Raw genomic sequence first — 22,670 nt, 5'->3', positions numbered from 1 at the left:
GACGACCGGAATCCGGCGACCTGAATGGCGGTTCCGGCGTGTCGGTGCGCGACGTGACGACGCGTCACCGGACCGGCGCTCAGCGTCAGGATCTGGGCCGGTGGCGTCCGTGCGCGTGCCCAGGTCGGCCCTCCGACGACGGCACCCACCTTTTGCCTCGCCCCGCACGGACTGGGATCCTGGATGCGGTAGCGAGCCGTGCGGATACGGCTTCCCTCTGGAGACACAGCGCCACGGTCGCCCCGCCGGAGGTGCGTCATGGCACGACGTGTCGGTTCCCTCATGGTCTGCCTCGGGGCGGCCCTGGTCATCGCCGCATGCGGCGGGGACGCGGCCCCCGCCCGCACCGCCCACACCGCGCTTCCCGGCGAACCACCGCTGGTGCAGGTGGACGGCTACACGTATCAGGATCCGACGGCCACAGACCTCGAGATCGCGCATGTGAAGGACTTCCTGGCCACCGCGGACGAGATGCCTCAGATGTTCACGGCCGTGTCGGCTCACCGGGTGGAGGGGGCAGGAGGGGCAGCCTGGCTGCTCCAGGCCCAGCTGGGCCCCGTGCTCTCGGACCCGGACATGCAGGAGCAGATGCTGCGCGGGTCCCTGACAGACCCGACGAGTGACTCCCCCGCCGCCCTCGAGACCATCTCGGGCGAGCTCGTCTCGGTGGGAATGGGCGAGTCCGTAGCGGGAAAGTCCGTGCTGGGCTTCATGTGGATCCACGAGGGCGTCATGTCCACGATGTTCGGCGACGATGCGGACAAGACTCGCGAGTTCGTGACGGAGTACCTCGCCGTGGCGAACGCCCCGTCAGAGTGACGCCGGAGTGCGAGGCCCCGGCCTGAGCTCGGGCTCGGCTGCCGTGGTCAGGGCTTCGGGCGGTCCTTGTCCTTGCTCGGCTGCACGCGCTTGGGCTCGCCGGCCATCTTCGGGGTGTCAGAGGCGGGAGGGATGTCCCGACACGCTCAGCCCGCACGAACCCGCAGCGAAACCGAGCAGGTGGCCCGGTGAGTTCGGCGGGAGCACGGCCAGCACCACCGCCGGGCGAGCATCGTCTTGCCGATCGCCCAGTCTGTGAACTAGCACTCGCCGCTGCATCGCGGGGTCGGCGACCTGTCGGGGCCGATCGGCGAGCATCAGGCTGGCAGGCAGAGGACGCTTGTCTACAAGGCGGATCCGTCTACCCCGAACCGATGAAGGCGGGAGGCGATCATCGTGTCGATTCCCGAGAATGAGTCGATCCAGGAGAGCCTGGATCGGCTGACCGAAGCGCAGAGCGAACGAGCCCCGACGGAAGCGGGCCTTGCACACGCACGAACGGTTCGCGATGCAAAGCGGCTGAGGCGGGTGACACTCGGATTCTGCCTGGGCTTCCTCGCCGCATTCCTGGCCATCATCGTCGCGTCAGTGGTGGAGCCGCATCCCAAGGATTTCAACTGGCTGGGCTGCGTGTTCGTGCTGGGTTGTGCCGCCATGATCGCGACGTTCCTCGTGCATGCGGCGTGGATGATCGTGGACTTCCCGCGGTGGCGGCGTGCCGTCCGCGGCTATGTGCCGGGGCCACCTGCCCAGGACTTCGGCCCGCGGTCCGCCCCGCTCGGCGGCTGGCAGATGGGCTTCCGCCGGCAGTTCCTGTTCTGCGCTGCTGACGGCGTCCACTACCGGAGGTGGTATTGGAGGGAGGAACGCGTCATCCCGTGGCAAGACGTCGCCGGCGCGTTCACCGACATGGCGGTTGGCGAGGGCGGGACGGTCTACGGGGTGAAGATCCTCATGACCGGCGGCGGCACCCGGGTCAAGAACATGTGCGTCACCCTGAGCTGCAACACGGCGCGAGACGCCGTGGACACCATCGAGGCCTGGCGCGAGTACTACGGCCCCCGCGTGCCCGCGACGCGCGAGCGAAGCGATGGTGATGCTTCGTAGACCGCGTGTCACCACTCCCGCTCTTGCGGGTAGCGGTACGGCAGACGACGACTGGGAGGCGGCCACTGTGGCGATTCCAGAGAATGAATCGATCCAGGAGAGCCTGGATCGGCTGAGCGAGGAGCAGAGCAAGGCGACCGACTCACCAGCAGCCGATAGGCCCCCACGGGATCGCGACACCAGAGTCTTGGGGACGATCCTCGGCGTATGGCCGCTGTCCTTGGTCGCCATCCTCATCCTGACGCCATGGGCGGACTGGCCATATCAGAACGATGGAGCCCCTTGGCTCTGCACCGTCGCCCTCGTTTGTGTGTTGGCGGCCGTGACGACTTTCGTCGTCACTAGCGTCGCGTGGGTGCCGCTGTTGGTCCTCAACCCGCGCCGCTTCCTGCGGGCTTGGAAGGGGTTCTGGAAGAGAGATCCCGACGAGCCCCCGTTCCCGTATTCGGGCTTCGTGTAGGCGCTGCCGGGGGCCGCTCCATGCCGTCGGGCCGTCGCTCGTTCCGCGCTAGAGGACGTCGGCGGCGACCGTGTGCCGGAAGCGGTGTGCGCGCAGGTTCTCGACGCCGGCCTGCGCGGCGCGCACCTTGAGCCGCTCCTCCACGCCCCAGAAGCTCAGGGCGCCCCGCTGGCCGAGCCAGAGGGCTTCGGTTGTGCCGGCGGCCTTGTTGCTGCGACGCTCGCGCAGGTACCGCTCCAGGGCCTTGCCTGCCTTGGCATCGAACTGCACGGCGCGGGCCTTGCCGCCCTTTCCGGTGACCGGGACAGCGTCGAACACGTCGAGGTCCACGTCCACGACCTGGAGGTTGGCGGGCTCGGAGATACGCAGGCCGCCGTCGAGCAGCAGGCTGATCATGGCGTGATCGCGGCGGTCCTCGAACCGGGTGCCGGATGTGGCCTGCACAGCCGCTCGAGGTCGGCGTCGGTCAGGACCGGGACGGGCTTCTCCTGGGGCTTGGGCTTCTCCGAACCGATCATCGGTGGGCGCTCAGGGAGTCCTCGGCGACCAGCCACCGGCGGAACCACGCGAGGCCGCGGTCGTGCATGGCAACGGTGGACGCGCTCAGGGGCGGCTCGGCGTCGAGCATCTCCCCCGGGTGCGCGGCGATGGCGCCCTAGGGGAACTCCTCGAGGACCGGCTCACGGCCCTTGTCCGCCAGGCCCGCAGCTCGCGGCGGAAGCACACCAGCAGGTCGTCGAGGCGCTCGCGCGATGAGTCGGTCACGCACCTAGGTCGTCTGGTGAGTAAGCGTTGAGCTACTCCCGACACATGCGATCGGCGCAGGTCAGGAGCGTTCTCGGCTCGGCTGGACGCGCTTGGGCTCCCCAGGCATCTTCGGGTAGTCCGGCGGGTAGGGCAGGTCGGGGAATCCGTCGGCCTCGTCGCGGGCGTACGACTCGAGCAGCGGGGTGATGTCGTACGACGTGCCGTCGATGCCCGCGTGCAGGTCGCCCACCTCGGCGAAGCGTGCGCCGGCGGTGCGCACCGTGAAGTCGGACGGGGACACGTCGTCGAGCTCGTCCCATCGGATCGGCATCGACACCGGGGCATGCGGCTTGGAGCGGATCGAGTAGGCCGAGGCGATCGTGCGGTCGCGGGCGTTCTGATTGTAGTCGAGGAAGATCGTGCCGTCGGGCCGCTCCTCCTTCCACCACTTGGTGGTCACGCGCCCTGGCATACGTCGCTCGAGCTCGCGGCCGACCGCGATCGCGGCGTGCCGTACGTCGGTGAACTCCCACCGGGGCTCGATCCGCACGTACACGTGGATCCCCCGGCCGCCGCTGGTCTTCGGCCAGCCCACCATGCCGAGCTCCTCGAGCAGGGCCTTCAGCTCGTGCGCGACGGCGACGGCGTCGGAGAAGTCGCTGCCCGGCTGCGGGTCGAGGTCGAGCCGCAGCTCGTCCGGGTGCTCGACGTCCCGCATGCGCACCGGCCACGGGTGGAACGTGATGGTGCCGAGGTTGGCGGCGTAGGCGATCACGGCGAGCGAGGTCGGAGCGATCTCGTCGGCGGTGCGTCCCGACGGGAACGTGATGCGCGCTGTCTCGACGTACGACGGCGCGCCCTGCGGAACGCGCTTCTGGTAGAACGCCTCGCCCTTGAAGCCCTCGCGCGTGGAGATCCGCGCGCCCTCCACGACTCCCCCGGGCCAGCGCTCGAGGGTCGTGGGGCGCTCGCGCAGTGCGCGCAGGATCCCCTCGCCGCAGTCGAGGTAGTGCTGCACCACCTCGCGCTTGGTGATCCCCACGGTCGGGAAGTACGGCCGCTCGGGGTTGCTCACCTTCACCAGGTGCCCGTCGACCTCGATCTCGATCGGCTCCCCGAACTCCTTGCCCATGGAGGGACGCTAGCCGGGCTGCGGGTTCAGTGGGGACGTGTAAGCGTTCTGTCATGGCTTCCGGCTGGCTCGGCACCCTGTGGCGACGTACGTTCGGTGCCATGAGCACAGGACCCATGCCCACCGTGAAGCCCGACGGCACGCCCTTCGACATCGTGAAGTCCGAGGACGACTGGAAGGCGGTGCTGTCGCCGACGGAGTACCACGTGCTCCGCGAGGCGGGCACCGAGCGCGCGTTCACGGGCGAGTACACCGACACCAAGACCGCCGGCACCTATACCTGCCGCGCGTGCGACGCCGTGCTGTTCACCAGCGACACGAAGTTCGACTCGCACTGCGGCTGGCCGTCGTTCTGGTCGCCGCTCGCGGGCGAGTCCGTGATCCTGCTCGAGGACCGCACGATGGGCATGAAGCGCGTCGAGGTGCGCTGCGCCAGCTGCGGCAGCCACCTGGGCCACGTGTTCGAGGGCGAGGGCTACGGCACCCCCACCGACCAGCGCTACTGCATCAACTCGGTCAGCATCAAGCTCGCCCCCGCCGAGTAGCCGTACGCCTCACCCACGGAAGTGCCAGGGACCGCAATGGGTTTCTGGCACCTCGGTGCGTGAGGCCGGTCGTCAGACCGGCTCGACCACGTCGCCGACCGAGACCAGGCCCGGCGTCACGACCTCGGCGTGGACGCCGAAGGGCAGCGGCTCGGTCGTCGGCATCGCGCCGCGTGCGGCGTGGATGAGCTTCAACGTATCGAAGCTCTTGAGGCCGGTGTCCGGGTCCTGCTGCGTGATCGAGCAGCGCCCGATGTTGCCGGCCACCCGGACCACCGCTGCACCGATGCGCACCTCGCCCCCGAGCCAGGCGTCCTCCTGGTGCGCGGGCACGCCGTCGAGCAGGAACGTCATCCGGAAGCGGCGGCCGTCGACGGGCTCGACCTCCCCTGCCTGGTCGGCCATGGCGGTGAGGGCCGCGGTCGACAACAGCGACACCGTGCCGTCGCCCGGCCGGTCGATGCCTTCGCCGTCGTCCATCCGCACGAGCCGCAGCGGCGACCCGTCGACGGTGCTCAACGCCTCGGCGAACGGTCCCCCGACCAGTCGGGCCGCGCGACCCTCGCCGTAGAACACCGGTGTCAGCGCCTCGCCGAGGCGTACGTCGTCGCTCACCTCGGTGCCGTCCGGCAGCGTCAGCGTGAGCCGGGTGCCGTCGTACGCCGTGCGCACGCGGACCAGCGGCCCGTGCTTCGTGCCGTTGGCCAGCTTGCCGTCGGCGTCGATCACCGCGAACACGCGGTCGCCCTCGACTCCGTACGCCGTGAGCTCGACCGAGTCCGGGTGCACGAGCCCCAGGCTCTTCACCGGTGCGATGGAGATCCGGGCGACAGTGGCTGCAGTCATGGGTCGACCCTCTCACCCCGCGCTACGGCAGGGCGGCGATCAGCTCGTGCACCTCGCGGCGGCGGCCGGTGTAGAACGGGATCTCCTCGCGGACGTGCAGGCGCGCGCGGCTGCCGCGCAGGTGGCGCATCAGGTCGACGATGCGGTGCAGCTCGTCGGCCTCGAACGCGAGGATCCACTCGTAGTCGCCGAGGGCGAACGAGGCGACGGTGTTGGCGCGCACGTCGGGGAAGTCGCGACCCATCTGGCCGTGCTCGACCAGCAGCTCGCGCCGCTCCTCGTCGGGCAGCAGGTACCACTCGTACGACCGCACGAACGGGTAGATGCAGACGTAGTCCTTGGCGTTCTCGTCGGCGAGGAACGCGGGTACGTGCGACTTGTTGAACTCGGCCGGCCGGTGCAGCGCCATCTGCGACCACACCGGCGCGAGGGTGCTGCCGAACGCCGTGCGCCGGAAGCGGTGGTAGGCATCCTGCAGGGCGTCGGAGGTCTCGGCGTGCATCCACAGGACGACGTCGGCGTCGGCGCGCAGCGCGCTCACGTCGTAGAAGCCGCGCACCACGACGTCCTTGGCCGCCAGCTGCTCGACGAGCGCCTCGACCTCGGCGACCAGCGGCGCCCGGTCGGCGTCGCCGATCGGCGTCACGCTCGTGAAGACCGACCAGGTCGTGTAGCGGATCTGCTCGTTGATCTCCTTGGCCACCTTGCCCTGCTGCGGGCGCTTGCCCTTGCCGGGCTTGTCAGACTTCGTGCCGTTGTCAGCCATGACGCCATTCTCCGTGAGATCCGAGGCCCTGCGAGATGTGGGTCGCCGCCTTGTCGGCGCGGCCGATGCACGCGGCGATCCCGACACCGTCGTACGCCGCCCCGCACACCGCCATGCCGGGCAGCGACTGCAGGGCCGCCACGATCCGCTCGGCACGGTCGACGTGCCCCACGGCATACCGAGGCAGGCCGCCTCCCCAGCGCGTCACGCGCGAGGCGACGGGTCGAGCCCTGCCGAGCCGCGCGGCGAACGCGAGGTCGTCGGCGGCGAGCCTGGCGAGGTCGTCGTCGTCGCGCTGCAGCACCTCGACGTCGTCCGCCATGCCCATCGAGCAGCGCACCGCGGCGAGTCCCCGCGGGGCGACGGCGTCGTCGATCCACTGCCACTTGTGCGAGGCGAACGTCGCGGCCTTCACCGGGCGGCGCGCGTCCGACGGAGTGAGGTAGCCGCTGCCCTCCGGGAGGTCGCCGGCGGGAAGGTCGTCGCGGCGGTAGAGGTGCGTGACCACGGCGACGGACGTCACCTCGAGCTCGGAGAGCTCGGCCTCGGCCTGCACCGAGAGGCCCTTCGCCAGCCGTGCCGCCACGGGAGCCGGCACGGCGAGGATGACGGCGTCGGCGTCGATGCTGCGCACGTCGTTGGTGGCACCGGTCTCGACCCGCCAGCCCCGCGGAGCGCGGACCACGTCCCGCACGGACACGCCGGTCTCGATCGTCACGCCGGCTGCAACGAGCCTCTCGGCCAGCACCACGGGGAACCGTCCGACTCCGCCGCGGATCCCGGCGAAGACCGGGCCGGCCGTCGCGATCGCCGTGGAGCGGCTGCGCGCCGCCTTGGCCGCCTCGAGCAGCGAGCGCTCCTGCTGCGCGGCGGCGAACAGGGCGGGTGCGGCCACGCGCATCGAGATGTTCACCGGCCGGTCGGCGTACACGCCCATCAGCAGCGGCGCCACGAGCTTCACGACCACCTCGGGCCCCACCCTGCGCGCGACGTACTCGCCGATCGAGATGTCGTCGCCGATCCGCGTCGCCGGGAGCACGTGGTCGAGCGGGATCCGGGCGAGGCCCTGCGGCGTGATGACGCCCGAGCGGGCGAGGGAGGTGAGGTCGGTCGGGACACCCATCATCAGACCGCTGGGGAGCGGCACGAGGTCGTTGTCGAGGAACAGGCTGGGTGCGGCCACGGCCGGGTGCACGAGGTCGTCGCCGAGACCGACCTCGCGCGCGAGGGCCACCGCCTCGGGGCGGGTGGCGATCATCGACTCGGCGCCCTCGTCTACGGCGATCCCCTCGAGCTCGCTGACCCGCAGCTTGCCGCCGACGGACGGCGAGCCCTCGAGCACGGTGATGTCGAGGTCGTGCCGCAGGCGCGCCAGGCGCCAGGCGGCGGCGAGGCCGGAGATGCCGCCGCCGACGATCACGACGTGGGGGCGGCGGTCAGGAGTCGGTGCTGTCACAGCGACCTACCCTGCCACTCCCCCGCAACCGTCGCCGTTCCGAGACCTTCGCACCCGGAACCGCTGTGCCCGAGGTCACGTCCGAGCCAACGACCCGCACGGCCGCATCCCGGGAGGACGTCATGTCGACCACCACCGCAGCCCGCACCGCCCGCAGGCGTACGGCGGCCCTCGCCGCCTCGGTCGCCGTCGCCGGGCTCCTGCTCACCGGGTGCGCCGCGTCGGGCAGCAGCGACAGCGCCGGCGCGTCCGGCGACCGCGGCCTGGAGGCGCCCGCGCCGGCGGTCGGCACGGGCGGCGGGGTAGTCACCGACTCCTCTGGCGAGGGCAGGGGCGACGGTGGCAGCCAGCCGCTCGAGGTGTCGGTCGCCCGCTCGGTCATCGTGCGCGCCGACATGACCGTCCGCGTCGACGACCTCGATGCGGCGTACGCCGGCATGGCGCTCGCAGCCGGCCGCCACGGGGCCGTGATCGCCAGCCAGACGACGTCGGAGGGCGACATCCTCCCGGTGCCCGAGCCGATGGCGGTGGACGACCAGGGCGTGGCCACCTGCCCGAGCACGGGCTGCCCGACCAGCTACGCGTCGTCCACCACCACCTACCGTGTCGACAACGACGAGGTCGACGACCTGATCCGCGACCTCTCCGCCCTCGGCACCGTCGAGGCGTCGTACCGGACCACCGAGGACGTCTCCGGGCAGGTCGCCGACGTGGACGCGCGGCTCGAGACGGCGAGGGCCTCCCTCGCCCGGGTGCGCGTGCTCATGGACAAGGCCGTCACCATCGCGGACGTCGTGACGCTCGAGGCCGAGCTGAGCCGCCGCCAGGCCGACCTCGAGTCGCTCCAGGCGCAGCAGCGCGTGCTCGCCGACCAGACCGCCCAGGCCACGGTCACCGTCCGGCTCGTCGACGAGCAGGCACCGGTCGTGGTGGAGGAGGAGACGGGGTTCCTCGCCGGCCTCTCCGCCGGCTGGGACGCCTTCACCGGCGCGGCGGTCGTCGCGCTCACCGTGATCGGCGCGCTGGTCCCGTTCCTGCTGGTGCTCGTGCCCCTGGGCCTGCTGATCTGGTGGCTCGTCCGCCGCGGCCGCCGCCCGACCGCGCCCGCAGCCCAGCCGGCTCCGCCGGTCGAGTCGTTCTGACGCGATCGGTCAGCGGGCCGTCTCGGCGTGGACCAGGTCGACGACGCGCTTGAGCATGTCCGGGTTCGTCTCGGGCAGGACCCCGTGGCCGAGGTTGAACACGTGGCCCGGGAGCCCCTCCGCGTCGGCGAGCACCTGGCGCGTGCGGGCCTCGACGGACTCGACGTCGGCGAACAGGACGCCGGGGTCGAGGTTGCCCTGCAGCGCATGGTGGGGCCCGACGCGGCGCGCGGCCTCGGACAGCGGCACCCGGAAGTCGACGCCGACGACGTCGGCCCCCGCGTCGCGCATGTCGGCGAGGAGCTCGCCCGTGCCGACGCCGAAGTGGATCCGCGGCACGCCGAGGTCGGCGACGTACGACAGCGCGGTGCGCGAGTGCGGCTGGACGTACTCGCGGTAGTCGCGCGCCGGGAGCGCGCCGACCCACGAGTCGAAGAGCTGGATCGCGCTGGCCCCTGCGAGGACCTGCTGGCGCAGAAACGTGCCGGCGATGTCGGCGAGCCGTCCGAGCAGCGCGTGCCACACGTCGGGGCGGCTGTACATGAGGGCCTTGGTCTGCGCGTGATCCCGGCTGGGGCCGCCCTCGACGAGGTACGACGCGAGCGTGAACGGCGCTCCTGCGAAGCCGATCAACGGCGTCGAGCCGAGCTCGCCGGTCAGCGCCGTCACCGCGGCGAGCACGGGCGCGACGTCGTCCGGGGTGAGGTCGCGGAGGCGGTCGACGTCGGACTCGGTGCGGAACGGCTGCGCCACGACCGGGCCGACGCCCGGGACGATGTCGAGGTCGACGCCGATCGCCTTGAGCGGCACCACGATGTCGCTGAAGAAGATGGCCGCGTCGACGCCGTACCGGCGCACCGGCTGCAGCGTGATCTCGGTGACGAGGTCGGTCGTGAAGCACGACTCGAGCATGGGGACGCCCGCGCGGACGGCGCGGTACTCCGGCAGCGAGCGACCGGCCTGGCGCATGAACCACACCGGCGTGTGCGGCACCGGCTGACGCCGGGCGGCCAGCACGAGCGGCGACGCGGCGGTGCGCCCGTCGACCAGGGGGTGCGTGTCGGGCAGGGCAGCGGTCGGGGCGACGGTGCTCTCGAGATCGGTCACCGGTCGATCGTCGCACCGGCCCGATGCCGGGTCGAATCGGCACAGAGCGTCGCGACGCGCCGTCCCGCGCGCATCCTGCACGTCCCGGCCGCCCCCGCGACCTACTCTCGGCCCTGTGAGCGCTCGACGCCGTGACTCGGGCGGCGGCACCGACGAACCGGTGCCCCCGTCGTTCACGGCTGCGCTCGAGAGCATCCGGAGCGTGAGCCTCCGCAGCGAGATCACGGTCGAGGAGACCCCTGCCCCGCAGCGGCTCTCGCCCTACGCCGTGGCGCTCCAGGCCGAGGTCGTGGTGGGCGACGAGGAGGTCGCGAGCGGGCGCTTCGTGCTGCTGCACGACCCCGCCGGCCAGGAGCCGTGGGACGGCCAGTTCCGCGTCGTCTCGTTCAGCAAGGGCACGGTCGAGCTCGACATCGCCCAGGACCCGATGCTCACCGAGGTCGCCTGGTCGTGGCTGCTCGAGTCCCTGGACGAGCGAGGGGCGCTCAGCCGGGCCGAGTCCGGCACCGTGACCCGGACGGCGTCGCAGTCGTTCGGCGCCATCGAGGACCGCCCCCCGAGCGGGGACGTCGAGATCCGCGCCTCCTGGACCCCGGGCAGCCCGGACATCGGGCCGCACCTGCTGGCGTGGGCCGACGTGCTCGCCCGCGTGGCCGGCCTGCAGCCGCTGCCGGTCGGCGTCGCGAGCCTGCCGCTCGCGCGTCGCTCCTAGCCCTGTCCCGGGTCGTGTGCCCGACCTGTCCGCTTCTGTCCAGATCGCGCTCCCACGGGCCCGTGGTCGCGGAGAGTGACTGACCGGTCGTCGGCAACCACCCCATCGGGTGACACCTTCGGGCTCCTGCGCAGGTCAAGACCCCTCCGGTACGGGCCGATACCCCTTGTGAAGCCGGACGGACAGTGACCGGCACGAGGTGAAGGGGCTGGCCGTGGTCGCACTTGTCGAGCGCCCGTCGGCGGTCGTTCCGCTGCCGAGGGCACGCTTTTCCGCTCTCGTGGTCGCGGAGTCCGCAGCACGACGTCAGGGTCTGTGCGGACGGCTGCGCATGCTCGGTGCACGTGAGGTCGTCGAGGCCGCGAGCGGCACCGAGGCCCGCGTCCGCGCGGCGTACGACGGCCCCCGGGACCTCGTCGTCATCGACGGCGCCCTCCCGGACGGTCCCGCGCTCCCGCTGCTGGCCGACCTGCGTGCCGCCGGCTGGCGCCGCGTCGTGCTCCTGACCGTCCGCGACGACCCGTACGCCGTCCGCGCCGCGATCACCGCCGGCGTGCGCTGCTACATCGTGACCCCCGACGAGCCGGACGGCGTCCCCGCGATGCCGGTCGCGCGCATCCGCCCCCGCGGCGGCGCCCCGGACGAGCTCTCCGCCCGCGAGGTCGAGGTGCTCCAGCTCGTCTCCGAGGGACGCTCCAACAAGGAGATCGGCGACGCCCTCGGGCTCTCCGCCCTCACGGTCAAGAGCCACCTCGCCCGCATCGCCCGCAAGGTCGGAACCGGCGACCGCGCCGAGATGGTCGCCCACGCGATGCGCTCCGGCCTGGTCCGCTGACCTTCCGCACCGCTATCCGCACGCTCACGACGCCGCCCTTCGGGGCGGCGTCGTCGCGTCGGGGCTCGCCGTGGGGGCCGCTGCGGCGCTGACCTTCCCGGACAGTCCCTATCCTCTAGAGCGTGAGCGACTCCGAGGGCACCCTGACGGCTGCCCCCGGCACGTCCGAGAGCGCCGAGGCCCCGGAGCGCGCGGTCGTCGCCCTCGTGGCCCCGCGCGACGGCGTGCCCCACGTCGTCGTCACCCCCGCGCAGCTGCAGGCCGCGGCCGACGCGATCGCCGGAGGGTCGGGCCCCGTCGCGATCGACGCCGAGCGCGCGTCGGGCTACCGCTACGGCCAGCGCGCCTACCTGGTCCAGCTGCGCCGCGCCGGCAGCGGCACCCACCTCGTCGACCCGATGGCCGTGCCCGACCTCGCTCCGCTCGCAGCGGCCCTCGAGGGCACCGAGTGGGTGCTGCACGCGGCGTCCCAGGACCTCCCCTGCCTGCGCGAGATCGGGCTCACGCCGGCCCGGCTGTTCGACACGGAGCTCGCCGGCCGCCTGCTCGGGTTCGCCAGGGTCGGCCTCGCCGCCCTCCTCGAAGAGGTCCTCGGCTACTCGCTGGCCAAGGAGCACTCGGCCGCCGACTGGTCCACCCGCCCGCTTCCTGAGCCCTGGTTGCGCTACGCCGCCCTCGACGTCGAGCTCCTGGTCGAGCTCCGCGACGCGCTGGAGCAGCAGCTCGTCGAGCAGGGCAAGCTCGCGTGGGCCCTGCAGGAGTTCGACGCGGCGCGCGACGCGGCGCCCCCGGCGCCCCGCGTCGACCCGTGGCGCCGTACGTCCGGCGTGCACAAGCTGCGGCGTCCTCGGCAGCTCGGGGTGGTCCGTGCCCTGTGGCAGCGCCGGGACGAGGTCGCGCAGCGCCGCGACATCTCCCCCGGCCGCATCCTGCCGGACTCGTCGATCGTCGCTGCCGCCGTCGCGGCGACCTCGGCGGGCTTCACCACGCTCGAGGCAGTGCCCGCCTTCACCGGCCGGGGCGCCCGCCGCCACATGGGCGAGTGGCAGTCGGCGGTCGACGCCGCGCTGGCACTGCCCGACTCGGCCCTCCCCGCTCAGTCCGTGCTCTCGGACGGCCCCCCGCCCCCGCGGGCCTGGGCCGACAAGGACCCCGAGGCCGCCGCCCGCCTCGCCGCCTCCCGCCGCGGCCTCACCGCCGTGGCCGAGGAGGTCGGCATGCCGGTCGAGAACCTCGTGTCGCCCGATCTCGCCCGCCGCATCCTGTGGCAGCCGCCGGCTGCGGTGGATGCCGAGCACGTCGGTGCCGCCCTGCGCGCCGGGGGCGCCCGCCCGTGGCAGGTCGAGCTCGTGCTCCCCGTGCTGCTCGGCGCCCTCGCCTGGACCGCCGAGCAGGAGCGTGAGCGGGCCGAGGCCGAGGAGAGCGCCGCGAGCGGGCTCACCGCCGACGGCGAGGCCGCTGCTGCTGGTGACGGGACTGACGGGGTGTCCTACGGCACACCCGCGTCGGTTGAGACGTGACCGACGCCTGTGGTTAGGTAACCCTTAGTTCACTGCTGGGGCATCGGAGAGAGCATGTTCGCCAACTACCTGATCGGCCTGCGCGAGGGGCTCGAAGCCTCGCTGGTCGTCGGCATCCTGGTGGCCTACCTCGTCCGCACCGGCAACAACGGCCGTGTCCGCGCCGTCTGGCTCGGCGTCGCCATCGCGATCGGCGTCTCCCTCGCGTTCGGCGCCCTGCTCACCTTCACGAGCCAGCGCATGAGCTTCACGGCCCAGGAGGCGTTCGGCGGCATCATGTCGCTCATCGCCGTCGGGTTCGTCACCTGGATGGTCTTCTGGATGAAGAAGGCGTCCCGCAACCTCAAGGGCGAGCTGCACGGCCGGGTCGAGAACGCCCTCGCCGTCGGCGGCGGCGCCCTCGCCGTCGTCGCCTTCATCGCCGTCGCGCGCGAGGGCCTCGAGACCGCGCTGTTCCTGTGGTCCGCCATCAACTCCACGTCGTCCGACGGCGGCGCCTGGAGCGCGGTGCTCGGCGCCGTGCTCGGCCTCGCCACCGCCGTCGTCCTCGGCTGGCTCATCTACCGCGGCGCCCTGCGCCTCAACCTCGCTGTGTTCTTCACGTGGACCGGCGCCGCCCTCATCGTGGTCGCGGCCGGCGTCCTCGCCTACGGCATCCACGACCTGCAGGAGGCCGGCATCCTGCCCGGCCTCGACAACATCGCCTTCGACGTGACCTCGGTGATCATCCCGGGCTCGATCATCGCGACCCTGCTCAAGGGGATCCTCAACATCTCGCCGTCGATGACCGTCCTCGAGGTCACGGCCTGGTTCGCCTACCTCGTGCCGGTGATGTTCCTGTACTTCCGCGCCGCCAAGCCCGTCGTCGTCCCCGCCACGGAGGCCGAGCGCGCCGCCGCGGCCGCGACCGTCGCGGGCGCAACCGAGGTCGAGCCCGCGCTCGTCGAGCGCACGCCCGACCCCACTGCCTGATCGATCTCCCGGACGCGCGCACGGGGCGCGCGACCGTCGTCCTCCCGGAAGGCCCGTCCCTGTGAACCGCATCGTCCTGCCCGCTGCCGCCGCCCTGCTCGTCGTCCCTGCGCTTGCCGCCTGCTCCAGCAGCGCGAGCTCGGTCGCGACCGTCACGGTGAAGGCCGGTGTCGGCACCTGCGACGTCTCGCCCACGAGCGTCCCGAAGGGCCAGATCACGATCTCGGCGACGTACACCGGCGAGGGCACCGGCGAGGTCTACCTCTACGCCGAGGAGAACGGCGCCTTCACCAAGATCCTCGGCGAGGTCGAGGACCTGACGACCACCACCAAGACCTTCACCGCCGACGTCACGACCGGCACCTACGAGGTCAAGTGCGAGGGCGGCGGCCAGGAGAAGCGCGTCCCCCTCACCGTCACCGGCTGACGGCCCCGCATGCCGGTCGGCACACTGCTCCGGTGACCGCGCCAGACCTCGCACTCGTCGACGCCGTCCGCGCAGCGCTCGGCGCTCAGGCGGACGCGGGCCGTGCGCCGGCCATGCGGGCCTACATGAAGTCGGAGATGCCGTTCCTCGGCGTCGCCAAGCCCGCCCGGGTCGCTGCCCTGCGCCCGGTCTGGGCCGCCCATCCCCTCGCGGACCGCGAGGTCTGGGAGGCGACGGTCCGCGCTCTGTACGACGACGCCGCGTATCGCGAGGAGCGGTACGCCGCCCTCGCGCTGCTCGACCGCGGGAAGCGCTGGCGCGACGCCTCGCTCGTCCCGCTGCTCGAGCACCTCGTGGTGACCGGCGCGTGGTGGGACCTCGTCGACGAGGTCGCCGGACGCACGGTGTCGCCGCTGCGTCGCGCGTTCCCCACGGAGATGGACCCCGTGATCCGTCTCTGGTCGCGGTCGGACGACCTGTGGCTGCGGCGCACGTCGGTGCTCAGCCAGCTCGGCGCTCGCGGCGACGTCGACCGCGACCTGCTGGCCGACGTGGTGCTCGCGGCAGCACCCTCGACGGAGTTCTTCCTGCGCAAGGCGGTCGGCTGGGCGCTGCGCGACCTCGCCCACCGCGACCCGGCCTGGGTGCGTGCGTTCGTCGCCGAGCACGAGGCCGACCTGTCGCCGCTGTCCCGGCGCGAGGCGCTCAAGAACCTCTAGCCCGTCGCGGTATCGCTGAGAGCGATACCGCGGTGCCCGCCCTGTCGGCCGGTGCGAGGATGGGCCGTTCGTTCCGCGCGCCGGCCAGCAGAGACCGTCGCTGCCGGTCGACGCACCTGATGGCGGAGGGCACGTGCTCGTTCGGCTCCTGAAGGACCACCTGAAGCCCTACACGGCGTTCCTGGTCGCAGTCGTGCTCCTGCAGCTCGTCGGCACCATCGCCTCGCTCTACCTGCCGACGCTCAACGCCGACATCATCGACCAGGGCGTGGCCCGCGGCGACACCGAGTACATCCTGAAGATCGGCGCCGTGATGCTCGGCGTCTCGTTCGTGCAGGTCGTCTGCTCGATCGGCGCCGTGTGGTTCGGCGCCCGCAGCGCCATGGGCTTCGGCCGGGACGTCCGCGCCTCGATCTTCCACCGCGTCGGCCGCTTCTCCGCCCGGGAGATGGGCACGTTCGGCGCGCCGACGCTGATCACCCGCACCACGAACGACGTGCAGCAGGTCCAGATGCTCGTGCTGCTCACCTGCACGATGATGGTGAGCGCGCCGATCATGGGCGTCGGCGGCGTCATCATGGCGCTCCAGCAGGACGTCGGTCTCGCGTGGATCATCGTCGTGAGCGTCGTGGTCCTCGTGGGTGCGATCGCGCTGATCGTGTCGCGGATGATCCCCCAGTTCCGGCGCATGCAGAAGCGCCTCGACAACGTGAACCGCGTGCTGCGCGAGCAGATCACGGGCATCCGCGTGGTCCGCGCGTTCGTGCGCGAGCCGGTCGAGCGCGATCGGTTCGGCGTGGCGAACGACGAGCTGACCGCCACCGCGACCAGCGTCGGCCGGCTCATGGCCCTGATGTTCCCGACCGTGATGCTCGTGCTCAACGTCTCGAGCGTCGGCGTCATGTGGTTCGGCGCGATCCGCGTCGACTCGGGCGCGATGCAGATCGGCTCGCTGACGGCGTTCCTCAGCTATCTCATGCAGATCCTGATGTCGATCATGATGGCGACGTTCATGCTCGTGATGGTTCCCCGCGCCGCGGTGAGCGCCGAGCGCATCGTCGAGGTGCTCGACACCGAGCCGTCGGTCACGCCTCCGGTCGGCCCCGTCACCGAGACCACCTCGCACGCCACGGTCGAGCTGCGCGGCGCGACGTTCTCCTACCCAGGCGCCGACGAGCCCGTCCTCTGCGACATCTCGATCACCTGCGGCCCCGGCATGGTCACCGCCGTCCTCGGCGGCACGGGCTCCGGCAAGACCACGCTCGTCAGCCTCATCCCCCGGCTCTTCGACGCCACCGAGGGCCAGGTGCTCGTCGACGGCGTCGACGTCCGCGAGCTCGACCCCGCCGCCCTGCACGCGCGCATCGGCCTGGTGCCGCAGAAGGCGTACCTCTTCACCGGCACCGTCCGCAGCAACCTCGAGTACGGCAAGCTCGACGCCACCGAGGACGAGCTGTGGGACGCCCTGCGGATAGCGCAGGCCGACGACTTCGTCCGAGCGCTGCCCGACGGGCTCGACACCGCGGTCGCGCAGGGCGGCACCAACTTCTCCGGCGGGCAGCGCCAGCGCCTCGCGATGGCGCGCGCGATCATCCGCAGGCCCGAGATCTACCTGTTCGACGACTCGTTCTCCGCCCTCGACATGGCCACCGACGCGCGGCTTCGGGCGGCCCTGCGGCCCGTGACGCGGGAGTCGACGGTCATCGTCGTGGCGCAGCGCGTCTCGAGCGTGTTGGACGCCGACCAGATCGTGGTGCTCGACGACGGCATGCTCGTCGGCGTCGGAAAGCACGAGGACCTGCTCGAGACGTGTCCGACGTACGCCGAGATCGTGGCGTCGCAGGAGCTCGTGGAGGACGCGGCATGAGCGGCCAGGCGCCGGTCCGCAGGCCCGCCGGCGGCGGCGGTTTCGGCCCGCGCGGCGGGATGATGGGCTCGACGATGCCCGCCGAGAAGTCCCTCACCTTCTGGCCGTCCGCCAAGCGCCTCGTGCGCCGGCTGCGTCCCGAGCGGATCGGCGTGACCGCGGTCATCCTCATGACCGTCGTCGGCGTCTCGCTCAACGTCGTCGGGCCCAAGATCCTGGGCAACGCCACCAACCTCATCTTCGAGGGCTTCGTCGGCAAGCAGCTGCCTGCCGGGCTCACCCAGGAGCAGGTCGTGGCGGGCCTGCGCGCCGACGGGCAGAACCAGCTCGCCGACCTCGTCTCCGGCATGAGCGTCGTGCCCGGGCAGGGCGTGGACTTCGACGCACTGGGACGCGTGCTCCTGCTCGTGCTCGCGCTCTACGTCATGTCGTCGATCATCATGTGGCTGCAGGCGTTCGTGCTGAACGGGCTCGTGCAGCGCACGGCCATGCGCCTGCGCCGCGATGTCGAGGACAAGCTGCACCGGCTGCCGCTCAGCTACTTCGACAAGGTCCCCCGCGGCGAGCTGCTCTCCCGGGTGACGAACGACGTCGACAACATCCAGCAGACCATGCAGCAGACCTTCAGCCAGCTGCTGACCTCGCTGCTCACGCTCGTCGGCGTCCTCGGCATGATGCTCTGGATCTCTCCGCTGCTCGCGCTGGTCGCGCTCGTGTCCGTGCCGCTGTCCGTGATCGTCACCGCCATGGTGGCCAAGCGGTCGCAGCCGCTCTTCATCGCGCAGTGGGGCGAGACGGGGAAGCTCAACGGGCACATCGAGGAGGCCTACTCGGGCCACACCCTCGTCACGGTCTACGGCCACCAGAAGGCGTCCGAGGACGTGTTCGAGGAGCGCAACGACAAGCTCTTCGAGGCGAGCTCGGGTGCGCAGTTCCTGTCCGGCCTGATCATGCCGGTGATCATGTTCATCGGGAACCTCAACTACGTCTTCATCGCCGTGATCGGCGGCCTGAAGGTGGCATCGGGGTCGATGAGCCTCGGCGACGTCCAGGCCTTCATCCAGTACTCGCGCCAGTTCACCCAGCCGCTCACCACGGTCGCCTCGATGTCCAACCTGCTGCAGTCCGGCGTCGCGTCGGCCGAGCGGGTCTTCGAGCTCCTCGACGCCGAGGAGCAGCTGCCCGACCCTGTCGCGCCGAACGCGTCGCCGCGCACCGGCGGACGCGTCGAGTTCCACGACGTCTCGTTCTCCTACACCGACGACGCACCGCTGATCGAGAACCTGTCGCTGGTCGCCGAGCCCGGCCACTCCGTCGCCATCGTCGGTCCGACCGGCGCCGGCAAGACGACGCTCGTCAACCTCATCATGCGGTTCTACGAGGTCCGCGCGGGGAGGATCACGCTCGACGGCGTCGACATCGCGACGCTGACGCGCGACGACCTGCGCAGCCAGATCGGCATGGTGCTGCAGGACACCTGGCTGTTCGGCGGCACGATCCGCGACAACATCGCGTACGGCAAGCCCGGTGCCTCCGAGGACGAGATCCTTGCGGCAGCGCGCGCGACGTACGTCGACCGCTTCGTGCGCGTGCTGCCCGACGGCTACGACACCGTCATCGACGAGGAGGGCGACAACCTCAGCGCGGGCGAGAAGCAGCTCATCACCATCGCGCGCGCGTTCCTCGCCGACCCGTCGCTCCTCATCCTCGACGAGGCCACGAGCTCGGTCGACACCCGCACCGAGGTGCTCGTGCAGCGGGCGACCACGAAGCTGCGCTCGGACCGCACGAGCTTCGTCATCGCGCACCGCCTCTCCACCATCCGCGACGCCGACCTCATCCTCGTGATGGAGAACGGCCGGATCGTCGAGCAGGGCAGCCACGAGCGGCTCCTCGCCGCGCGCGGCGCCTACCACGGGCTCTACCACGCCCAGTTCGTGGGAGCGCTCGACGACGAGCCCGCCCCCGCCTGAGGGCACGCGCGGGGGGCGGGTACCGCGATCGGTTACCGGCGGGTAGCATCGGGACATTACCCGTGGGTAACCCGAGCCGGGCCCCGCGGTGACCCGGTCCGCCGCTCGCGAGGAGTTCCCGTGTCCCCCACCCGCGCTGTCCGTGACGTCGTGCTCGTCGACGCCGTCCGGACCCCCTTCGGCAAGGCCGGCGCCAACGGCGTCTACGCCGAGACCCGAGCCGACGACCTGGTCGTCGCCGTCTTCCGCGAGCTGCTGCGTCGCAACCCGAACCTTCCCGCCGACCGGATCGACGACGTCGCCGTCGCGGCCACGACCCAGATCGGCGACCAGGGCCTCACCCTCGGCCGCACGGCGGGCATCCTCGCGGGCTTCCCGAACACCGTCCCCGGCCAGAGCGTCGACCGCATGTGCGCGGGCGCGCTCACCGCGGTCACCAACCTCTCCAGCGGCATCGGCTTCGGGGCGTACGACGTCGTCGTCGCCGGCGGCGTCGAGCACATGGGACGCCACCCCATGGGCGAGGGGATGGACCCGAACCCGCGCCTGATCGCCGAGAAGCTCGTCGACCCCGAGGCCCTGTTCATGGGCAAGACGGCCGAGAACCTGCACGACCGCTTCCCGCACCTCACCAAGGCCCGCGCCGACGAGTACGCCGTCCGCAGCCAGGAGAAGACCGCCAAGGCCTACGCCGACGGCGTCATCCAGCAGGATCTGGTCCCTGTCGCCGTGCGCAGCGCGTCCCTCGGATACGGCCTCGCGACGGTCGACGAGCCGCCGCGCGAGACCACGGTCGAGACCCTCGCCAGCCTCAAGACCCCCTTCCGCGCCCACGGCCGCGTGACCGCGGGCAACAGCTCGGGCCTCAACGACGGCGCCACCGCCGCGCTGCTCGTGGCCGAGGACGTCGCCGACGAGCTCGGACTCACCAAGAAGGCGCGGCTCGTGTCCTTCGCCTTCGCGGGCGTGGCCCCCGAGGTCATGGGCGTCGGACCGGTGCCCTCGACCGAGAAGGCTCTCGCCAAGGCCGGCCTCACCATCGACGACATCGGCCTGTTCGAGGTCAACGAGGCGTTCGCCGTGCAGGTGCTGGCCTTCCTCGACCACTTCGGCATCGCCGACGACGACCCGCGCGTGAACCCCTACGGCGGCGCCATCGCCGTCGGCCACCCGCTGGCGTCGTCCGGCATCCGCCTCATGGCGTACCTCGCGCGCTCCTTCGAGGCGCACCCCGAGGTCCGCTACGGCCTCACCACCATGTGCATCGGCCTCGGCATGGGCGGCACGGTCATCTGGGAGAACCCCCACTTCGACGGCAAGGACGCGTGAACGACGTGAGCACCCGATTCACCACCGAGACCATCCCGGCCGGCGCGCCCGACGAGGTCGTCACCGAGGCCAAGTACCGCCTCGTCGACCTCCCGGCAGGAGCCGGAAGAGCCGCACTCATCACGCTCGACAACGGCCACGACCACACCAAGCCCAACACCTTCGGGCTCGCCGGCCTGCGCTCGCTGTCGGCCGCGCTCGACCAGGCCGAGGCCGACGCGGCGGCTGGCGAGATCGTCGCGGTCGCGGTCACCGGCAAGCCGTTCATCTTCGCCGTCGGCGCCGACCTGACCGGCGTCGCACAGCTCACCGACGCGTCCGAGGCCCGCGCCACGGGCGAGGCGGGTCACTCGGTCCTGCGCCGCCTCGGCGAGCTGCCCGTGCCCTCGTTCGCGCTCGTCAACGGCGCGGCCATGGGCGGCGGCCTCGAGGTCGCGCTGCACTGCACCTACCGCACGCTCTCCACCGGGGCCGGGCTCCTCGCCCTCCCCGAGGTCTTCCTCGGCCTCATCCCGGGCTGGGGCGGCGCCTACCTGCTCCCCCGCCTCATCGGGGCGCAGAAGGCTCTCAAGGTCGTCGTCGAGAACCCGCTCTCGCAGAACCGGATGCTGAAGCCGGCCGATGCGATGAAGCTCGGAATCGCCGACGTCGCGCTCGAGCCCGCCGACTTCATCGCGCAGTCCCTGCGCTGGACCGCCGACGTCGTCCGCGGCTCGGTCGTCGTCGAGCGCACCGACCACACCGTCGACGCCGAGGCCTGGGACGCGGCCGTCGCGGGCGTCCGTGCGCTCGTCGACGCCAGGCTGCACGGCGCCACGCCGGCGCCGTACCGCGCGCTCGACCTCGTGGCCGCAGCCCGCACCGCCACGCGCGACGAGGGCTTCGCCGCCGAGGACGACGCGCTCACCGAGCTCGTCATGGGCGACGAGCTGCGCTCCGGCCTGTACTCGTTCGATCTGGTCCAGCGCCGGGCCAAGCGGCCGGTGGGCGCCCCGGACAAGGGGCTCGCCCGACCGATCACCAAGGTCGGAGTCGTCGGCGCGGGTCTCATGGCCAGCCAGCTCGCGCTGCTGTTCGTGCAGCGCCTCGAGGTGCCCGTGGTCCTCACCGACCTCGACCAGGCGCGCGTGGACAAGGGCGTCGCGTGGGTGCACGGCGAGATCTCGAAGCTGCAGGAGAAGGGTCGCCTCAACCAGGACAAGGCCAACCGCCTCACCGCCCTGGTCTCCGGCTCCACGAGCAAGACCGACTTCGCCGACGCGAGCGTGGTCATCGAGGCCGTGTTCGAGGACCTCAAGGTCAAGCAGCAGGTCTTTGCCGAGGTCGAGGCCGTCGTGGCCGACACCTGCGTCCTGCTCACCAACACGAGCTCGCTGTCGGTCACGGCCATGGCGGAGAACCTGCAGCACCCCGAGCGCGTCGTCGGCTTCCACTTCTTCAACCCCGTCGCGATGATGCCGCTGCTCGAGATCGCCCGCGCCGAGCGCACCGATGACGCCTCGCTCGCCACGGCCTTCGCCCTCGGCAAGACGTTGAAGAAGTCGTGCGTGCTCGTGAAGGACGCCCCGGCGTTCGTCGTCAACCGCCTCCTCACCCGCTTCCTCGGCGAGGTCACCGCGGCGTACGACGAGGGCACGCCGTTCGAGGTCGCCGAGCACGCGCTCGACCCGATGGGCCTGCCGATGTCGCCGTACGTGCTGCTCCAGCTCGTCGGGCCGGCGGTCGCGTTCCACACCGCGGAGACGCTGCACCAGTCCTTCCCCGACCGCTACGGCATCTCGGAGAACCAGCGCCGCATGGTCGAGGCGGGCAAGACCACGCTGCTCGCGTGGGACGGCTCGACCCCGCGCATCGCCGACGACGTCGCCGAGCTGTTCGTGGTCGGCGACTCGCCGTCGACGGGCGAGGCGGTGCGTCAGCGCGCCCTCGACGCGGTCGCCGAGGAGATCCGCCTCATGCTCGACGAGGGCGTCGTCGCGGAGCCGCAGGACATCGACCTGTGCATGCTCCTCGGTGCCGGATGGCCGTTCCACCTCGGCGGCATCACGCCGTACCTCGACCGCACCGGCACCAGCGAGCGCGTCACGGGGCAGCGGTTCCTCCCGCCCGGCGTGGCGAGCCCGCGTTGAGCCTCTGCTGAGGAACCGTCACCGGGCGTCACTTTTCGTGCTCGTTCGCACGCGCTGCGT

General features: G+C 71.7%; 21 protein-coding genes. 15 read left to right on the top strand and 6 right to left on the bottom strand.

Translation table 11 applies throughout. From position 1 onward, the window contains the following. Positions 1-258: 258 nt before the first annotated feature. From ACFQGU_RS10395 to ACFQGU_RS10385, 3 genes are all read left to right on the top strand, one after another. Positions 259-819 carry a hypothetical protein gene (locus ACFQGU_RS10395; protein ID WP_386766374.1) on the top strand — a complete coding sequence of 187 codons (561 nt, stop codon included), beginning with the start codon at positions 259-261 and terminating at the stop codon, positions 817-819. Positions 820-1,215: 396 nt separating this feature from the next. Further along, positions 1,216-1,926 (top strand): hypothetical protein, encoded by a 711-nt coding sequence (locus ACFQGU_RS10390; protein ID WP_386766372.1) that lies wholly within the window; start codon positions 1,216-1,218, stop codon positions 1,924-1,926. 67 nt (positions 1,927-1,993) lie between these two features. Next, the gene (locus tag ACFQGU_RS10385; protein WP_386766370.1) at positions 1,994-2,386 is read left to right on the top strand and encodes a hypothetical protein; all 393 of its coding nucleotides are present in this window, start codon (positions 1,994-1,996) and stop codon (positions 2,384-2,386) included. A 48-nt stretch (positions 2,387-2,434) separates the two neighbouring features. Here ACFQGU_RS10385 and ACFQGU_RS10380 read toward each other — a convergent pair whose 3' ends face one another. Together ACFQGU_RS10380 and ACFQGU_RS10375 are read right to left on the bottom strand one after the other, a co-directional pair. Further along, the gene (locus ACFQGU_RS10380; protein ID WP_386766368.1) at positions 2,435-2,830 is read right to left on the bottom strand and encodes a tyrosine-type recombinase/integrase; all 396 of its coding nucleotides are present in this window, start codon (positions 2,828-2,830) and stop codon (positions 2,435-2,437) included. A 382-nt stretch (positions 2,831-3,212) separates the two neighbouring features. Further along, positions 3,213-4,265, bottom strand: a complete 1,053-nt coding sequence (locus ACFQGU_RS10375; protein WP_386766366.1) for a DNA polymerase domain-containing protein — start codon at positions 4,263-4,265, stop codon at positions 3,213-3,215. A gap of 116 nt (positions 4,266-4,381) precedes the next feature. Here ACFQGU_RS10375 and msrB point away from each other — a divergent pair, with 116 nt between their 5' ends. Next, on the top strand, positions 4,382-4,810 hold the full coding sequence (gene msrB / locus ACFQGU_RS10370) for a peptide-methionine (R)-S-oxide reductase MsrB (protein WP_386768229.1): 429 nt from the start codon (positions 4,382-4,384) through the stop codon (positions 4,808-4,810). 72 nt (positions 4,811-4,882) lie between these two features. On the opposite strand, the gene ACFQGU_RS10365 is transcribed toward msrB, so the two are convergent. From ACFQGU_RS10365 to hemG, 3 genes are read right to left on the bottom strand one after another with little or no spacing between them, the layout of a single operon-like run. Further along, a complete protein-coding gene (locus tag ACFQGU_RS10365) occupies positions 4,883-5,656 on the bottom strand; it encodes an MOSC domain-containing protein (RefSeq protein WP_386766364.1) in 774 nt (257 codons plus the stop codon). A gap of 22 nt (positions 5,657-5,678) precedes the next feature. Beyond that, a complete protein-coding gene (gene hemQ / locus ACFQGU_RS10360; protein ID WP_386766362.1) occupies positions 5,679-6,422 on the bottom strand; it encodes a hydrogen peroxide-dependent heme synthase in 744 nt (247 codons plus the stop codon). Further along, the gene (gene hemG, locus ACFQGU_RS10355) at positions 6,415-7,878 is read right to left on the bottom strand and encodes a protoporphyrinogen oxidase (RefSeq protein ID WP_386766360.1); all 1,464 of its coding nucleotides are present in this window, start codon (positions 7,876-7,878) and stop codon (positions 6,415-6,417) included. The genes hemQ and hemG overlap by 8 nt, the downstream gene beginning before the upstream one ends. A gap of 122 nt (positions 7,879-8,000) precedes the next feature. On the opposite strand from hemG, the gene ACFQGU_RS10350 reads away from it, so the two are divergent. After that, a complete protein-coding gene (locus ACFQGU_RS10350) occupies positions 8,001-9,020 on the top strand; it encodes a DUF4349 domain-containing protein (protein ID WP_386766358.1) in 1,020 nt (339 codons plus the stop codon). A gap of 9 nt (positions 9,021-9,029) precedes the next feature. Here ACFQGU_RS10350 and hemE read toward each other — a convergent pair whose 3' ends face one another. Beyond that, complete coding sequence (hemE, locus tag ACFQGU_RS10345) at positions 9,030-10,088, bottom strand: uroporphyrinogen decarboxylase (RefSeq protein WP_386768227.1); 1,059 nt, start codon at positions 10,086-10,088, stop codon at positions 9,030-9,032. Positions 10,089-10,242: 154 nt separating this feature from the next. On the opposite strand from hemE, the gene ACFQGU_RS10340 reads away from it, so the two are divergent. The 10 genes from ACFQGU_RS10340 (at position 10,243) to ACFQGU_RS10295 (ending at position 22,610) form a co-directional block, all read left to right on the top strand. After that, positions 10,243-10,839: a DUF3000 domain-containing protein gene (locus ACFQGU_RS10340; RefSeq protein WP_386766356.1), complete on the top strand. Its 597-nt coding sequence runs from the start codon at positions 10,243-10,245 to the stop codon at positions 10,837-10,839. 331 nt (positions 10,840-11,170) lie between these two features. Further along, entirely contained in the window at positions 11,171-11,674 is a 504-nt protein-coding gene (locus ACFQGU_RS10335) for a response regulator transcription factor (RefSeq protein WP_386766354.1), read from the top strand. Between the two features lie 122 nt (positions 11,675-11,796). Further along, complete coding sequence (locus ACFQGU_RS10330; protein ID WP_386766352.1) at positions 11,797-13,194, top strand: HRDC domain-containing protein; 1,398 nt, start codon at positions 11,797-11,799, stop codon at positions 13,192-13,194. 54 nt (positions 13,195-13,248) lie between these two features. Next, on the top strand, positions 13,249-14,166 hold the full coding sequence (gene efeU / locus ACFQGU_RS10325) for an iron uptake transporter permease EfeU (RefSeq protein WP_386766350.1): 918 nt from the start codon (positions 13,249-13,251) through the stop codon (positions 14,164-14,166). Positions 14,167-14,227: 61 nt separating this feature from the next. Next, positions 14,228-14,593 (top strand): hypothetical protein, encoded by a 366-nt coding sequence (locus ACFQGU_RS10320; RefSeq protein ID WP_386766348.1) that lies wholly within the window; start codon positions 14,228-14,230, stop codon positions 14,591-14,593. A 32-nt stretch (positions 14,594-14,625) separates the two neighbouring features. Beyond that, a complete protein-coding gene (locus ACFQGU_RS10315) occupies positions 14,626-15,312 on the top strand; it encodes a DNA alkylation repair protein (RefSeq protein WP_386766346.1) in 687 nt (228 codons plus the stop codon). Between the two features lie 133 nt (positions 15,313-15,445). Beyond that, entirely contained in the window at positions 15,446-17,179 is a 1,734-nt protein-coding gene (locus ACFQGU_RS10310) for an ABC transporter ATP-binding protein (RefSeq protein ID WP_386766344.1), read from the top strand. Further along, positions 17,176-19,152: an ABC transporter ATP-binding protein gene (locus ACFQGU_RS10305; RefSeq protein ID WP_386766341.1), complete on the top strand. Its 1,977-nt coding sequence runs from the start codon at positions 17,176-17,178 to the stop codon at positions 19,150-19,152. Before ACFQGU_RS10310 ends, ACFQGU_RS10305 begins: the two co-directional genes overlap by 4 nt. 120 nt (positions 19,153-19,272) lie before the next feature. Continuing rightward, positions 19,273-20,481 (top strand): thiolase family protein, encoded by a 1,209-nt coding sequence (locus ACFQGU_RS10300; RefSeq protein ID WP_386766339.1) that lies wholly within the window; start codon positions 19,273-19,275, stop codon positions 20,479-20,481. Between the two features lie 5 nt (positions 20,482-20,486). Beyond that, positions 20,487-22,610, top strand: a complete 2,124-nt coding sequence (locus tag ACFQGU_RS10295; protein ID WP_386766337.1) for a 3-hydroxyacyl-CoA dehydrogenase NAD-binding domain-containing protein — start codon at positions 20,487-20,489, stop codon at positions 22,608-22,610. Positions 22,611-22,670 lie beyond the last annotated feature (60 nt).

The organism is Longivirga aurantiaca (assembly GCF_042660085.1).
Classification (GTDB): Bacteria; Actinomycetota; Actinomycetes; order S36-B12; family CAIYMF01; genus Longivirga; species Longivirga aurantiaca.
This window is presented reverse-complemented; position numbering and strand designations above follow the sequence as displayed.